13 protein-coding genes are annotated in these 15714 nt (G+C 51.4%); 9 read left to right on the forward strand and 4 right to left on the reverse strand.

Features of this window, described 5'->3' with window-relative positions; translation table 11 throughout:
- Window positions 1–87 precede the first annotated feature (87 nt).
- The 8 genes from ACQ4MZ_RS25095 to ACQ4MZ_RS25130 all read left to right on the forward strand — a co-directional run bounded on the left by ACQ4MZ_RS25095 (window position 88) and on the right by ACQ4MZ_RS25130 (window position 8906).
- Complete coding sequence (locus ACQ4MZ_RS25095) at window positions 88–861, forward strand: hypothetical protein (protein ID WP_430849739.1); 774 nt, start codon at window positions 88–90, stop codon at window positions 859–861.
- Between the two features lie 29 nt (window positions 862–890).
- The gene (locus ACQ4MZ_RS25100) at window positions 891–2159 is read left to right on the forward strand and encodes a caspase family protein (protein ID WP_430849741.1); all 1269 of its coding nucleotides are present in this window, start codon (window positions 891–893) and stop codon (window positions 2157–2159) included.
- Window positions 2160–2186: 27 nt separating this feature from the next.
- Window positions 2187–3656, forward strand: a complete 1470-nt coding sequence (locus ACQ4MZ_RS25105; protein ID WP_430849743.1) for a hypothetical protein — start codon at window positions 2187–2189, stop codon at window positions 3654–3656.
- A 240-nt stretch (window positions 3657–3896) separates the two neighbouring features.
- Entirely contained in the window at window positions 3897–4505 is a 609-nt protein-coding gene (locus tag ACQ4MZ_RS25110) for an RNA polymerase sigma factor (protein WP_430849745.1), read from the forward strand.
- 67 nt (window positions 4506–4572) lie between these two features.
- A complete protein-coding gene (locus tag ACQ4MZ_RS25115; RefSeq protein WP_430849747.1) occupies window positions 4573–5454 on the forward strand; it encodes a hypothetical protein in 882 nt (293 codons plus the stop codon).
- Between the two features lie 33 nt (window positions 5455–5487).
- Window positions 5488–7128, forward strand: a complete 1641-nt coding sequence (locus tag ACQ4MZ_RS25120; protein WP_430849749.1) for an SBBP repeat-containing protein — start codon at window positions 5488–5490, stop codon at window positions 7126–7128.
- Window positions 7129–7322: 194 nt separating this feature from the next.
- Window positions 7323–7658 (forward strand): YciI family protein, encoded by a 336-nt coding sequence (locus ACQ4MZ_RS25125; RefSeq protein WP_430849751.1) that lies wholly within the window; start codon window positions 7323–7325, stop codon window positions 7656–7658.
- Window positions 7659–7667: 9 nt separating this feature from the next.
- A complete protein-coding gene (locus ACQ4MZ_RS25130; protein ID WP_430849753.1) occupies window positions 7668–8906 on the forward strand; it encodes an RNA polymerase sigma factor in 1239 nt (412 codons plus the stop codon).
- On the opposite strand, the gene ACQ4MZ_RS25135 is transcribed toward ACQ4MZ_RS25130, so the two are convergent.
- The 3 genes from ACQ4MZ_RS25135 to ACQ4MZ_RS25145 form a co-directional block, all read right to left on the reverse strand.
- Entirely contained in the window at window positions 8896–9705 is an 810-nt protein-coding gene (locus ACQ4MZ_RS25135) for an alpha/beta fold hydrolase (RefSeq protein WP_430849755.1), read from the reverse strand. The genes ACQ4MZ_RS25130 and ACQ4MZ_RS25135 overlap by 11 nt on opposite strands.
- Before the next feature lie 85 nt (window positions 9706–9790).
- Window positions 9791–11626: a cytochrome-c peroxidase gene (locus tag ACQ4MZ_RS25140; protein ID WP_430849757.1), complete on the reverse strand. Its 1836-nt coding sequence runs from the start codon at window positions 11624–11626 to the stop codon at window positions 9791–9793.
- 77 nt (window positions 11627–11703) lie between these two features.
- Window positions 11704–13173: a hypothetical protein gene (locus tag ACQ4MZ_RS25145; RefSeq protein ID WP_430849759.1), complete on the reverse strand. Its 1470-nt coding sequence runs from the start codon at window positions 13171–13173 to the stop codon at window positions 11704–11706.
- A gap of 222 nt (window positions 13174–13395) precedes the next feature.
- Between ACQ4MZ_RS25145 and ACQ4MZ_RS25150 the strand changes: the two genes are divergently transcribed.
- Window positions 13396–13575 carry a hypothetical protein gene (locus tag ACQ4MZ_RS25150; RefSeq protein ID WP_430849761.1) on the forward strand — a complete coding sequence of 60 codons (180 nt, stop codon included), beginning with the start codon at window positions 13396–13398 and terminating at the stop codon, window positions 13573–13575.
- Between the two features lie 42 nt (window positions 13576–13617).
- On the opposite strand, the gene ACQ4MZ_RS25155 is transcribed toward ACQ4MZ_RS25150, so the two are convergent.
- Complete coding sequence (locus tag ACQ4MZ_RS25155) at window positions 13618–15522, reverse strand: ATP-binding protein (RefSeq protein WP_430849763.1); 1905 nt, start codon at window positions 15520–15522, stop codon at window positions 13618–13620.
- Window positions 15523–15714 lie beyond the last annotated feature (192 nt).

The raw sequence follows: 15714 nt of genomic DNA on the forward strand, positions 1-15714 counted from the left end.
CGCTGATGTTTATTGGATAATATTTAAACCCGATTTGATTTCAATTACTTATTTTTAAATCCGATTATAACCCCAGTCATCAGCGTTTTGAACAAGCATTTCTCTAACCGGCCAGGCAAAATCGTTTCTTTTTGGAAAGGGATTGTCGTGTCCGCATTGATATTGGCATTGGGAATCGTCTTTTCAATAGCGGCCCAGGCCCAGGATAAAATCATCCGGAAAGACGGGAAGGAAATCCATGCGAAAGTGCTGGGTACCGATTCAAAATATGTTCGTTATAAGCGATTCAATAACCCGAATGGCCCCGATTATTTTATTTTCCATTCGGACGTTTCGAAAATAGAATATGAAAATGCCGGCGCCGGACAAAAGGAAGAGCCGCTGAAACTAGCCCGGGAGCATGCAAAGAACGAGCCGGCTGCGGAGCTGCAACTTTTGGAAGCTAATGCATTGAAATATAAAAAACGCCGTAACATCTACCTGGCCGTCGGCACAGCCGCCGTAGTTGCGGGTGCAGCTACGTTTATCAAATTGGGCATTGATTACAGTTCGTATAAAAGCGACATACAACAGACGAACGACGCCTACGTTTCGTGGTACCAAACGAACTACGGTTCCGCACCGCCCGTAGGCGACTTGCAAAAAAAAGAGGGCTTCCGCGCATTCGCCTCGCCGGGCATTTACGCGGGAGCCGCGGCACTCGCAGGAGGTATTGTATTTGAATTAATAGGCCTTAAAAACTTGAATCTGGCAAAAAATACACGCACAGAGATCCTTAGAAGAAAGACAGAATTATCTTTTCGGCCATTTTACAAGCCAACGCATAAGGCAGCAGGTGTTAGCGTCGCACTTTCTTTTTAGGCTTCGTCCGTGATACCCTTTACAATGTTATGAAGCATCTTTTCACATTCCTCACACTGGCCTGTACGGCATTCATTTCCAAGCCGGCACTGGCTATGGAAGGCAGCGCCCCGACGGACACGATCTATCTGAAATCCCGGGAGAAAAAGGTGGTGGAAATCCGGGAAGTGTATCCCGATGTAGTGAAATACCGGTCCGCCAGCAGCAAAAGCCTCAATTCATTGCCCATAGCCGATATTACCGAGATCGTTTACCAAAATGGCAGCAGGGATGTTTTCAATGCGCTCGATCCGGGAGGCAAGCCGGAAATAAAATGGCTGGCAAACCCGGCGCATAGTGACAAGCCGGACGTAAGGCTGAATGGATGTGTGCTGAATGCGGCAGAAAATATTCGCGTGGAAGTGAATGGCACGGCCAATCCGGTAGTGACGCGGTCGTTCAAAGTAGCGGCGGCGCGCGAGGAAGGTTGCGTGGGCGGTACGCTGGTCACCCCGCAGATCGTATTGAATGAAGGGAAGAACACCGTAAGATTGCTGGCAGATAACAGCTCCGGCACCGGCTATTCCGAAACCTGGTCGATCGTGTATGAAAAGGCGAAAAAACGCATCGCGCTGGTGGTGGGCAACTCGGGTTACCAGGCCGGTTCCCGGTTGCAAAATCCTGAAAACGATGCCCGGGCGATCACGCAGAAGCTGACCGGCCTCGGGTTCGACGTAATCGAACGGATCGACGCCAGCCAGGGCGAGCTACGGGCAGCCGTGGCGCAGTTCGGCAGCAGCGTGCAGAACCAGGACCTGGAAGTTGCTTTATTCTACTACGCCGGCCACGGAATGCAGATCGCGGGCAGAAATTACCTACTGCCCGTCGACATCAGCCCGCAAACCGAAACCGAGTTGAAGGTGCTGGCTATTTCGGCAGACGATATCCTCGATCAAATGGCCTCGGCCGACGAAAGTTCCCAGCGGACCAACATCATGATCCTCGACGCATGCCGCGACAATCCGTTGAGCCGCAGCTGGACGCGCAGCTCGGGTGGCAAGGGCCTCGCGGGTATGAGCGCCCCCCCGGGAACGCTCATCACGTTTTCGACCAAACCCGGCTACACCGCACTCGATGGTGAAGGTAAAAACAGCCCGTACACCTCCGAACTTCTGAAAGCGCTCGACGTGCCGGGGCTACGTCTGGAAGACATTTTCCGGACGGTGCGCATTCGTGTGATGGAGTTGACCAACAGGCAGCAAATACCCATGGAAAACAGCCTGCTTACCCGCGAAGTGATCCTCCATCACGCCCACTAGCATTGCTGGCCCCATTATAAAACCGCCATGAAACGGCTGCTGCTTGTCCTGATCGCTATTTTTCCATTGCATTGCTCCTTCGGGCAGGCATTGAGCCCCTATTACCAGACCAAATCGGCGGAGCGCGTCAAACAGGTGCTGAAAGACTTCGAATCAGCGTTCGGCCAGCTTACCAATCCCTATATAGTCGACCGTGAGGAACGGGACGAAGCCAGCGATCGCATGTATGCGAGCCTGCGACGCGACGCGCGCTTTGAAAACGATCTGATCCCCGGCCATAAGGGCACCCAAACGATTGATTTTGAAGAATACAAACGAATCGCTTTCATCGGTTACCAAAAAGGCGGCCTTTCCTTGCATTTTGAATGGGGGGAAGCCGAATTCAAGTCGGTTCCGGAAGGTTACCTCGTGCTGTTTTATGGTAAAAAATCGCTTTTCGGCCACTACCAAGAACGGAAGCGCCTGCAACTGGAAAATGTACCCTGCCGGGCTGGTGTGTTTCTTAAAATGAATGGCAACCAGGTAACAGAAGCCAAGATCGGTTTCATAGATACCGATCTGAAAGCAAAAAGTAAAACCCCAATTTCCCTTATCGACCAGCGCAACCCGCTCGAACTGGTTACCCTGCCGGAGGTTGTCGACAAACTGGCCGGGCAAATCATCCGCTCTTTACCCGAAAAAGGGCTCTGGCAGCTATTTATTGAAGAAATCACCTTTGAAGGGCTAGGCGTGTCGAACGATTTTTCCAAACAACTCACCGGCACCCTGAAAGCCTCGCTGGGGCGAATGAGCACCCATATCCAGACTAACCTAACAGACCAAACGGCTCCCGGATCGCTCATCAAACTGAAAGGCCGGTACGATAAATCAGGCAACTTTTTGAAAATCGGGGTGCAGCTTTTTGACGCGCTCGACCATGCCTCAGGCTTTGTGCTTTCTTCCGAAATATTACTGACCAACATTCCAAATGCAAAAATAGAGCCTGCCGGGCATCTGTTGCAGGACGCTACGCAAGTACAGGCGATCGCGGCCGCCGGTAATGACGATCAGTCCGCTGCCAAAGACGATGAATTGTTCCTCGAAGTGAGTACCGACAAAGGATACGGGCCGCAATCGTACCGGGAGGGCGATATAATGACATTAAAAGTGCGGGCCAACAAGCCGTGCACGGTAAGGATGATTTACCAGGATGCCGCCAAAAACATCGTTCAACTTCGGAACAGCGATTTCATGATTACGGGCGACGCAGTCGGCAAATGGGTTTATATGCCGGAACAATTCGAATGCGCGGCACCGTTCGGGTTCGAAATCCTTTTCGCATATGCAACCGAAGGGAAGTTCAAGCCCATTGAAAAAACGCGCTCGCAAAACGGCTTCACATTCATCCTCGACGATCTTAACAATGTGGCCGCGCTCACTGCAGGAAGTACGGAAAGGGAAAAAATCGTCCAGCGTACAATTCCCATCACCACACAGCCGCGCAGGAAGAAGCTTTAAAACTGAAAAAGAGCGCCCGTCGAATTCGTCCGGCGCTCTCCCATTGTAATAACCCACAACCCTGAAAAATCCGGCCGATCGCTATCCCCGAGTGATGGACCGGCCCTTGTTTTCTGGGTCAACTATTTATCTCCGCAGGATCGGAAACCTTATCACCGTATGGCAACTTTTTTTAATTTGTTTCAGGCCGGATTTCCCGAACCGGCTCTTTTTTGTTTTCTTGTGGAAATATCAAGATGAATGGCACCCCGAGATTCCTGCAAACGATACCGTGATTCTGACCTGTTATTTTACGAAGAACTCCTTCTTGAAAAACGCGAAACATTCTCGTGCCTGTACCTTCAAACCTACCGTCAATGCATTCCCTATGCATTGAAACGGGGCAGCGACCAGGTAGTAGCAGAAGATCTTTTGCAGGAATGCCTGGCTATCTTTGTGAGTAAAATCCGGGACCGCAGTTTTGTGTATCAGGAAGGAACGCGCATTACGACCTACTTTCAGAGCATTTACATCAATCAATGGAAAAAGAGCCTTAGCCTGGCTTCCCGCCGCGGCGAGGTAACGCTCGAGAGCATGGCACGACAGGACGATGACCGGAATGCATTCGAACACGATCTCGCAGACACCGCCTCGCCGGATTATGACGAAGACGAACGCAGCTGGATTTTCACGAAACTCGACCGCGCTTTTCACCTGCTTGCCGAAGACTGCCGAAAGGTGCTGCGCTGGTTCTATGTCGAGGACCGTTCGCTGCGAGATATTGCCGGCGAACTGGGCATAACGGAAGCATCGGCAACCCAAAAGCGGTTCCGCTGTGCGAAATACCTGAGAGAAAAATTTCATTTGTAGTGATAAGAATCGGCAGAGCACACGTATCAACCTGTAAAATTTAGCAGCGAATCTCAATTTAACACACATGGAATTGTCGGAAGAAGCTTTTCATGAAATCCACCAGTACCTCAACGGCGAAGGCACGCCCGAGGCGCGCGCGGACTTTGAAAAAAGAATGCAGGCAGACGGGGCCCTGGCCCACGAAGTAGCCATGCAGCGCCGCATTCGCAATGGACTGAAAGCCAACGAATACAGAAACCTTTTCCGCGACATTCACGCCGAGCTGCAGCGCGAAGGCATGCTTGCCAATCAAGCAGAACAGGACGATCAGAAGAAGGGCAAAATCGTACCACTATTACCGGAAAGCCGTTTTGCAAGGCGCTGGCCGTACGTTGCAGCGGTCGCGAGCATTTTCGTAGTTGCCGGGCTGCTCTGGTATTTCAATTCCCAACCTGAAAGTACTCCGATCGCCTCCGACACGCCTGTCGCTGAAAAACCGGCTGCTCCCGACACCCTACGGCCGGCACCGCCTGCGGCAAAGCCGGAATCCGTAAAAACTACTACTCCGAAATCGAAAAAGCCACAACCAACTCCGGCCAATACAGCCAAACGTGACTTTTTTGCCGAATATTTCAATGAAAAACCGACGCTCGAAAGCCCTTTCTCGAAGGAAAAACTGGGCCTAAGCCCGTCGGCATTCAGGCAGTGGCAGTCCGACACCGCCCACGTGCACCAAGGCGTCCGCTTCCTGGGCGCGAACAATGCTGCGCTGGCCTTGCAAGAGCTGGAACTATTGGAAACCAGCCGGTTCCCGCAAGTAAAAGGTACCGCCGAGTGGTACATTGCACTGGCCTACCTGCAACAGAACGACCTAAAAAACTGTGTGGAGCAACTGAAAAAAGTCGCGGCAGACGCCGAGAACCCTAATAACAAACAAGCGGCAGAATTGCTCGCAAAAATGCAGTAACTTTATAGCTCCTTCCCTACGGATGTTTCACCTATGAAGAGATTTTTTTACTATATTCTGCTGACGTCGATTGCTATCGCATGCCATATTGAAACGCCTCAAAGACCGGTTTCCCGGTTCACGTTCACACCTGAGGGAGGCTGTACGCACCCATGTGAATTCACATTTACGAGCGAATCGGAGAACGCCGAAAGCATTCTGTGGGACTTCGGGGACAATACAAAAAAGGAGACCGGACAGTCCGTGAAGCATACCTTTCCCGCAGCGGGTACGTATAAGGTAAAATTAATTGTAAAAGGCGTCGAAGGCGGCAGCAGCGGCAGCACGCAGGCTGTGCATGTGGATCATGTTAAGCCATTCAGCTTGTCGGGTGGATACAACATCCCCACAGATATTGTATCCGACGACAAAGGGAACATTTACGTTTCCGGAACCGCCAGCGGCACCGTGCAATTTGACAACGAACATGTTCTGCAATCAAAAGGAGGGAATGATTTCTTTGTGGCGAAATTTGACAGTACTCTGCGATGCTTGTGGCTATATACCGACGGTAGTGCGGGAGATGATCATGGCAATGCCATCGCCCTGGACAAGCAAAATAACGTTTATTTAACCGGTTTTGTGGCTGGTCAAATTTCGTCATGGAATAAATGGAATATTTTGCACAGGGGTAGCGATGATGGTTTTGTAGCAAAAATCAATGCGAATGGAACGCTGAGCTGGGTTAAAACATTTGGTGGTCCAATGAGCGACCAAGGAAGATCGCTGGCGTTCTATCAGGCGGGCGAAGGAGAAAAACTTTATTTGGTCGGCAGGGTTCAAGGCGATAACGTGACGGCCAATATCGATTTCAACCAAAGTCCACGCCAGAAAGCCAATGAGCATGATGGGTTTTTCGTACTGGTTAATGCCCTAAACGGCACTTTCGGCGAGCCCATGATGATTAGCGGAGCCGATACTCAAATACCTGAGGCCATCACCGTAGACTTGCAGGGAAATGCTTACATAGTTGGCCTCTTCAATAATACCCTCCAATTTCCCGGTCCTTTAAAACCAATCAATAGTATCAATCAAACAGATGCATTTGTTGCAAAATGGAGTCGGATTGAGGGCCTTCAATGGTTGCGGCGGATAGGTTCCGGAGGCAATGATTATGGATATGATATTGAAGTCGATGGCTCTGGAAATGTGTTTGCAACAGGAATGCATAGCGGCACATTAGAAGAATTTCCGCTCAGTAGTAAAGGGGATGAAAATGTCTATTTGTTAAAATGGAATGCCGACGGTAAGGTTCTTAACGGACGCAACGGTTTCGTAGACAACGACAAAGATTACCACGGTGGCATAGCATTAACCAGCGCGGGTAATATCGTAATCGCCGGATCCTTCTCAAATTCAGCCCAATTTCCGATGAAGAGAGGCAGAAGTGTATCTGCATTGGGAAGCACTGACATTTTCATCACCGAGGTCGACCCGGATAAGCTTGACCCTGCCGGTGATTTCATTGCCAAATTTGGCGGGATATTGGAAGATCGGGTCAACAAAATATGCGTTACCAAGTCCGGCTTCGTCTACGCAGCAGGTTGGTTCTACGGCTCGCCAACTTATAAAGCCTTTCAATTGGAAGGCAAACAAGACACGGAAAACACATTCATTGTGCGCTATAAGTTATAAATCCCTTTTCCAGAATACTAAAAAAGAGCACACAAAACGCCTGCTCTTTTGTTTTTGGATGTGAAGCCGTTGCTTACACTTGACAATGCATAGACGACCGGCTTGTGTTTTTGTTACAATCCGGTTTATTTCAGATCGCATGTCCCCGTTACGACGGCCCGGTCGTCACAGGGGAAATCAAACCAATATCCATCATGAAAGAATTCGCATTAATCTTCCGGCTCGACATTCAGGCCGATTTCCGCCCCACGCCCGAGCAGATACAGGAACGCATGAACTGGCTGGCCGGCATTGCCGCGCAGAACAAACTGGCCGACAAGGGTAACACGCTATCCAATGAAAGCGCCAAAACGGTATACGCCGATAATGTGGTTACCGACGGCCCGTTTACCGAAATCAAGGAGTTTGTGAGCGGCTACGTGATCGTCAGAACCGAGACAATCGACGAGGCCGTGGAGCTTGCGAAGGCCAATCCGATATTCAAAATCGGGGGCAATATTGAGGTGAGGGAGATCTTACAGCGCAAATAGCATTCCTCAATGGCTGAAAACCCTGAAATATTGTCCGGCCTTTTCAGAAGAGAATATACCAAAATGACGGCAGTACTGTGCCGTCATTTTGGATTAAAACACATTGAAATCGCGGAAGATATCGTCAGCGAAACTTTCCTGAAAGCCAGCGAAACCTGGCCACTGCAAGGCACTCCCGAAAACCCGACCGCCTGGCTATACACGGTTGCCAAAAACAAAACAAAGGATTATCTCAAACATACCCGGGTGTTTGAAACGCAGGTCTCCCCCGCTCTCCTGCGCGGCGCGGACCAATCGGAACCCACATTCGACTTTACGGCCGAAACGATCGCCGATAGTCAGCTTGCCATGATATTCGCGGTTTGTAACCCGGCCAATTCGCCCGAAAGCCAGATCAGCCTCGCATTGCAAATCCTCTGCGGTTTCAGCATTGCCGAAATCGCCGACGCGTTCCTTTCCAAGCCCGAAACCATCAAGAAGCGTCTCCTGCGCGCACGCGCCAACCTTCGGAACGACCAGTTCCAGACAGGCCCGCTGCTGCCCGCCGAAGTACAGGCGCGGCTCGATGTAGTGCTGCGTACCCTCTACCTGTTGTTCAATGAGGGCTATTTTTCCAAATCGGGCAACATTCTCATACGCAGAGACCTATGCGCGGAGGCCATGCGCCTTACGCACATGCTCGCCGAAAACCCGCTCACCAACTCGCGCCAGGTAGAAGCCCTGCTTGCGCTGATGTGCTATCAAAGTTCCAGGTTCGAAGCACGGCTGAACGATCACGGCCATACCATCCTATTCGAGGCACAAGACGAGCGTATGTGGGACAAAGAGCTGATCGACCGCGGCCATTACTACCTCGTCAATGCATGCTCGGGCAATGCGGTTTCCAAATACCACATCGAGGCTGGCATCGCCTATTGGCACACCACCCCGCCAGGGACACAGAAATGGGAGCATATCCTGCATTTGTACAACCAGCTCGTCGTTCTCGAATACTCAGCTGCGACGGCGCTTAACCGGACATTTGCATATGCCAAAGTATATGGCCACCAGGCCGGGTTGGCAGAGGCGCAAAAGCTCGGGCTGGAAAACAACACTTACTACCATTCCTTGCTCGGCTACCTCTATGCCCCCATTTCCGCGAAACAGGCCGCGGTACATTATCGCCGGGCAATCGATCTTTCCAAGTCACCCGCCGAAATACGCACGCTCGAAGGCGAATACGCCCGGCTGACGGGCGTTACGCCGTGATCTTCGCTTCCAGTACACTGTCGATCACCTCGTCTAAAGCCTCATTCAGAGCTTTCGGTGATTCGAGCATCGGGTAATGGCAGGTACCGGCAATTTCGATTAATGTATAGCCGTTCACCGCATTTTTTTCCAAAGCCTCCACATTGGTAGGCATGTAGTTGACGTTGATCAGGTTCATTTTGGGTTTCAGCAACGGCAAGGCCGCCCGCTCGATCCGGTCCATCATAAAAAATTGCGGTAAAGTCTGCTGACCCATCGGCTTATAGGAATCGCGAAACGCGGTCACAACTTTTTCGGTAATCCATAAGGGAGTTTCGGGAGTGACGAGCACCATCCGGGCATATTGCTCATTGGTGTCGGCATAGGCAGTTTTGGAACTTTCAATAATCGCTTCAACCTGGCTGTCGTATTCCGCGGGAAGCGGCGTGGCGAGATTTTTAAAATTGTCGACGGCGATAAAACCGATAATCGGCCCTGGGTAAGCGGCCGCTGCCATCAGGCTCAGGTTCGCGCCGAGGGAATGCCCGACCAGGATCACCTCTTCGAGGTTCAACGCTTTGACGAGATTAATCACGTCGTCGGCCATGCTTTGGAGCGTCCATTCCTCCCGGTTCGTTCCCGACCCGCCGTGACCCGCGAGGTCCATCGTCACCACTTGGTATTTCTCTTTAAAAAAAGATACCTGTTCTTTCCAATAGGTCTGGTCGATGAACGAGCCGTGGACGAAAAGCAGCGTCGCGGGGCCACTGCCGTACACATTGTAACTAATTGGGGTCCCATTGCTGATGATCGTGTTCATAGGGTTGTTGTTTGAAGTGAATATTAATTTACTTCAAATAAACCAGGCCAGAATGACAACCTATTGTCAGTAATGGATTTGCATTTTACAAAATCTTCATAAACGCGACCAGCGCTTTCTTCTCCGCATCCGTTAAATTGAGTTTATCAAACGGCAATGTCTGGTTTTCGAGATTAAAGCCCAACCCGTTCCCCCCTCCCCGGTCATAGAAATCCACCACTTCTTCCAATGTCCTGAAAACGCCATTATGCATATAAGGTGCGGTGAGCGCTACATGCCGGACGGTAGGCGTTTTGAAAGCGTAACGATGCGGTTCGCGCTTGGTAAGGACAAATTTGCCGACGTCGGGATCGACGGTTTTGCCTTCTGCGGTGGCAGGCGTGCCGAGTACCTCACTCTCCGTTTCGAGGTAAGCGGGCGGCACGGTTCCATTGAAAAGCGGGAAGAAATGGCAGGTAGCACATTTGGCTTTGCCCATAAAGAGGTTAAACCCGGCTTTTTCCTCGACGGTCATTGTGCTTTCGGAACCGCGGAAATGGCGGTCGAGGCGAGAATCAAGCGAGGACAATGAGCGGATGTAGCTGGCGATCGCGTTTTTGAGATTACTTTCCGTCACGCCGTCGGCATAAGCTTCTTCGAAGAGTTTGCGCGACTGGTCCTGCTTGCGCAAAGCCGCCACGGCATCGGGTAGCGAGCCGTGCATTTCATCCGGATTGCGGATAACATCGCTCGCCTGGTCTTCGAGGAAAGTCACGCGGGAGTCGGCGAACTGTGCCGCCTGGAAGGAGGCATTCAGTAAAGTAGGCGCATTGCGGCTAATCCGCGAGCCGTTGAAACCGACCGCAAAACTCCTGGGTTCGCCATCGGTAAAAGCTTTGTCGGGCTGGTGGCAGGTAGCGCACGTCCGACCCACGCTGTTGGATAATACCGGATTGAAAAACAGCATTTTGCCTAATGCAATGCGTTGGGCAGTCATGGCCTGTTCCTCGAAGTTGATGAAGTAATTGGCATTGAACACCCCCGAATCCGTGAGCGTACGCGCGGATGGGGATAGCAGTCTTTTTTCATTAAAAACCGGGATACCCAGCGCCTTCTGTGCATCGAGCAACCGGCTGCTGAGCGGGTTGGCATATTCCCGGATAAAAACCAGTCTGTCGAATGCATTGAAATCCGGCGACTTGCTGACATAGCTGATGGCCGCATGAATGGTACTATCGAGCTGCCCCCGCAATGCCTTGTTCTTAGTGTCCGCAGTATAATGTACCAGTTGCTCCCGCACACTTTCAAGCGCTGAGGCTACTTCGGGTAGCGAATGGAAGGCAACGGGCGAATCGAAGCCGGTAATGCCCATCGACACAACCCGGAAAACTTCCAGGCGCATAGCGTCGAATATATGGCTGTCGGTAAGCTCGTTGGTTTCCGAGATCTTCCGAAGCCGGTTTACATTCGCACGGATGACGTCGGCGGTATGGAGCATGTCGGGGTAAGCGTCCGTAGCGACTTCGGGAAATACCATTTCTTCCAGAACCTGAAAACCCTGCGGCTCATTTACGCGCAGATCGTCGTCCACTTCGGGGATATTGGGGCCGTTGAGGGCGCGGGTCGTTTCGGGGCTGTAATAGGCGGAGATGAACTCGACGCGCTTGTAAGCAATGCGGGCGCGTTTGAAGGATTCCTGAATAGCGGCCGGTTGCTTTGCATGGATATCGGCCTGCAAGCGGCTTACCGCGCTGTCGAGGTCCGTGATATTTTGCATGAAAGCCTTCTTCACTTCTTTCGCGGGCGTTTGTTTCGACATTGGGCCCATCAGCCACCAGATCAGGCATACGATCAGCGGGATGACGATGATCAGGACTATCGAAAAGAGCAGCCTCCTGTGGCGGTAAATAAATGAATTGGGGTTACGCTCGAATTTCAGCATGTTGCAGGAGTGAGTATCAATTCAAAAGGAAAACTCCTGACCCGAAAATTCCGGCCAGGAGTCTGAAAACTATGTAATTAACGAGGCAGACCTTCAATGAGGATCAGCTGGCTGGCCTGGTTCTCCGATTTACGGATCGAGCCGCCGTCAACGCCTTTATATTTATCACCGCGCCATGTGTGCGCCTGAATGCCGAGCATGAATGTGTTCGGACGGCCGGTAACATCCGATACGTCGATCATCCCGCTACTTTCCCACGAACCGAATGCAGAAGGACCTCCCACGTTGTATTTAGCCGCATCAGCCTCCGTGCGACGGTGATCGATTTCAAGAACAGGGGTCAATTGTTTGGTATTGAGATTGAATTGATATACGTACCCATCGTGTTTTTCATCGCCGTAACCGTTCGGGTCTTCCATGATATACACGTAGTCGAAAGTCGCGCAAACGTTATCCGGGTTCTGGAACGTCTTGGCAATGCCGTTGCGGTCGTCGCCGTCGAGCAGTACTTCCAGCTTACCTTTGAGCGGATCGTTCACGTCGAGTGTCACGCGATAAATGCGGCCGTATTTCGAGCGTGAATAGTCCGCATTCACACCTTTATCTTCCTGGCCGGTTACGGCAAAAATTACTTCGCGGCCTTGCGCAGCTCCACCCTTGCGGTAATCCACGTCTTCCACACGGCCGAATTTGATGGCTTTCAGTTCATTCACTTTTCCGTTGATCTGCGCACCGGTCAAAGTTTTGTGGTTATCGATTTTCACAAACTCCACATCATAAGTTGAGCCCGGCTTCATATCCATTTCTCTCTGATTGTTGTCAGCGCGTTTCAGCATGTAAAGCGAACCGTTATCGAGATCGCCCACGGTGTTCGACAAATACATCGCCACCTGGCCGCCGTTCACATCCGAATCGTCGTCACCGATCACGATCACGGTTTTGCCCGGATAGGCAGTCTTCGGAAGCGGGACAGCGTTTTCGGCGCTCCAACGACCAAGCCCGGCCACTTCGCGGGAGATATTCGCCTGGCTTACGTTTGCATCCACGTTGAGCGCGTGCGTGCGTGACTCCTGGCCGCTTTCACCCGAGGTCAGGAAAACAGGACCGAAGCCATGCTCGACAGGTGTTACCAAAGTGGCCGAGCACAAACGCCACGTTCCACCATCGGAATTCAGCACATACTCCCCTTTTACAGGTTTGAAACCTTTGTCGAGCGTGATGCGGGAAACAGAGAAGTTGTCTTCATTATTCACCAGGATCGTGTAATTGCCATCCGGGTTCTGGAAAAGGCCCGCACCATCGGCCGATCCACCGAAAACGTAGGCTGGCGATTGTTCGAGCTGGTCGTCGCTGCTCAGGAGTGAGAAAAGCTTCACATTGCTTGCCGCAACGCGTCCGGAAGTAGCGCCCGGAAGCAACTTGGCGAGCACGGGCGTTACCGAGCGGTTTTGCAGGGTAATTTCCGGGCTGTTGGGATCACGGTGGTCCTGGCAGGCACCGAGCGCAAGCAGACCGGCCAATGCGGAATAAGTAAATAAAGGCTTCATGGTGAACATAAACTGATTAAGTGAAATAGTAGCACAAAGAACAACCATTCACTTTTTGCGGAGTTTATGCATTTATTATCAGTTTGTTAAAAAGGTATGACGGGCGGAGCTGACGACTAAAGTGCTGATCGCCAATATGCCGAGTATCCTGGATGAAACAAAGCTCTCCGGCATGCCTGGATATCCGAAGTGGGCAAGGATTACGCCAAGACACTGGCCGCTATGAAAAACGGGCAGTTCGATATCTGGCTATCATCCCATGCTAGCCAGTTTTCCCTCCACGAGAAACACAAACCGACAGACCCGTACCGCCCCGAAGCATTCTTTGACAAAGCAGGCTACCATAAATCCCTTGCTACCTTGAAAAAACGGTACGACGATAAGATACACAGCCCACGGTAGAGATCCCCTGATAATATCACACAACGCCTGAACAAGTTCCGATCACGCCGGAGAGAGTGAATCGACATTCTCTCCGGGCAGGAAAATGTAGAAGGTAGTGCCACTCCCCTCCTCGGTTTTGAACCAAAGCTTGCCACCGTGCGCTTCCACGATCTGTTTGGAGATATACAAACCCAAACCAAAAGCCTGCTCCCCGGCCGTACCAGGGCGCCTGGAAGCGGTGAAGGGGTCGAAAAGGTTGGGAATGGCCTCTTTGGGGATGCCCAACCCGTGATCCTCCACGGAAATCGTAATGCCCTCATCCGACTGCACCAATTTGACCCGGATCGTCTCACCCTCCGGACTAAATTTAATAGCATTCACAATGAGATTATTCAAAACCCGCAGCAGCTTGTCCGGGTCGGCATTCACGACTGCCTGAGATGGGCCGTCGAGAATGAGCCGCTGATTCTTTTCGGCTGCGCGGAATGTCAGCAAGGTCACTGCGTGATCCAGAAAAACCGGCAAGTCGACCGGCTTTTTATGCAACTCGGTTTCCTTGAAATCAAAATCCGTTTGAAGTAAATCGCTGATCATGTGCAGGCAAGTGGTGCTCGACTCACGGATCAGCGCTACATATTGTTGTGCCTCCTCAGCTGTCGTCCCCTCATCTTGCAGCAGCGAACACAATGCATTGATGCCCCCTATCGGGTTGCGCAGGTCGTGCGCCAGGATCTTGATCAGCCGCGCGTAGTTCTGATTGCTTTGCTCCAAAGCGTCGGTGGTCGATTCCAGTTGCCGGAACTGCATAGTCAGCACGCGATTGGTCTTCTTGCTCAGCTTCCAGTTCCGCCAGAGCACGACAATACTTAGTAATGTTAGCACACACACCGCCACGGCCAGCGTGAGCATTTGCGCATTGTATCTGGATTTCATCTCCGCCGAGGCCAACTGCTGGTCTTTGACAGCATATTCAATGTAATCTATCCCCGAAACCCGGTCGATCTCGGCCTGCTCTTCGAACAGCTTCAATAGTTTCTGACTGTAAACAAATGCCTGAGCATTCTCTTTCCCGCCCACATAGTAGTCGTACAGCCGCTTGCACGCATCACGCGCGTACATGCGGTAATTTTTCTGCTCTGCCAGTTCGAGTGCCTGGTTATAAAACTGAACGGCCCGGGTTCGGTCTTCCGTTATGTAATGGTCGCCGAGATCGAGCAAAAGGTCCATACTGAGGTAGTTCAGCTCCAATGCCAGGGCCTTGTTGAGAGTCTCTTCTAAAAATGTCAGCCCTTTTTCACGCTGCCCGGTATCGATGAGCTCCGAAGCCCTCAGTTGGTCGATTGCCAGTTCGAGCCGGACATCGCGGTACTTTTCAGCGATCCTGTACGCCCGGTCTATGAGCGCCCGCCGGCGTGTACTGCTGAATTTCTGTGGGTACAGCAGCATGTAGTTGTAAATCACCAACGCCGTGATGGAATCGTGCTCAATGCGGTCGCCGAGCGCCATTGCACGGTTATAGTTGGCCTGCGCCTTATCATGCCGCCCGCTGATATTGTATACCGAACCGATATTCATAAGCGTCTGCACGATGTTCGATGAATCGTGCAGGGCAACATACTGATTATACGCATCATTATAATAGCGCAAAGCAAGCGGGATGTTCCCCTTGATATCGAATACCACCCCCAGGTTATTGGTGGCATCCGCCCGTCCTCTTTTGTAATCGTTCCGATATGCTATTTGCCTTGCTTTCAATGCATAGTAGAGCGTACTGTCCGCATTTTGTTCGTAGAAAAGCAGGGAAATCCGGTTGACGACATCGACGTAACCAGAACTATCGCGAATAGCGGGAAGGCTCATTTGCAGCTCGCGAATCTTGCTAACCTGTGCCCAGGCGGAATGCAGCGGTTCCAGGAACACCATCAAGCAAATAAAAATCCCTCTGATGTAACAAATTAGCGTCATAATAGTCCTGAATCACTCCGAATAAATATTACAAAGTTTCGATTTAAATCCAAGAAAAATAAAAAATGCGCCCTTGGGAGGCGCACCCACCGTTCGGGGCGCAGGATTGGTCCTGCCGCCCCCTGTAACGGTGTTCAGTCATCGGTTTTAGTTAGTATCTGATCATCAATCTTATCCGTCGATTCAATCGAT

The sequence above is a fragment of the Dyadobacter sp. BHUBP1 genome, assembly GCF_050587785.1.
GTDB lineage: Bacteria > Bacteroidota > Bacteroidia > Cytophagales > Spirosomataceae > Dyadobacter.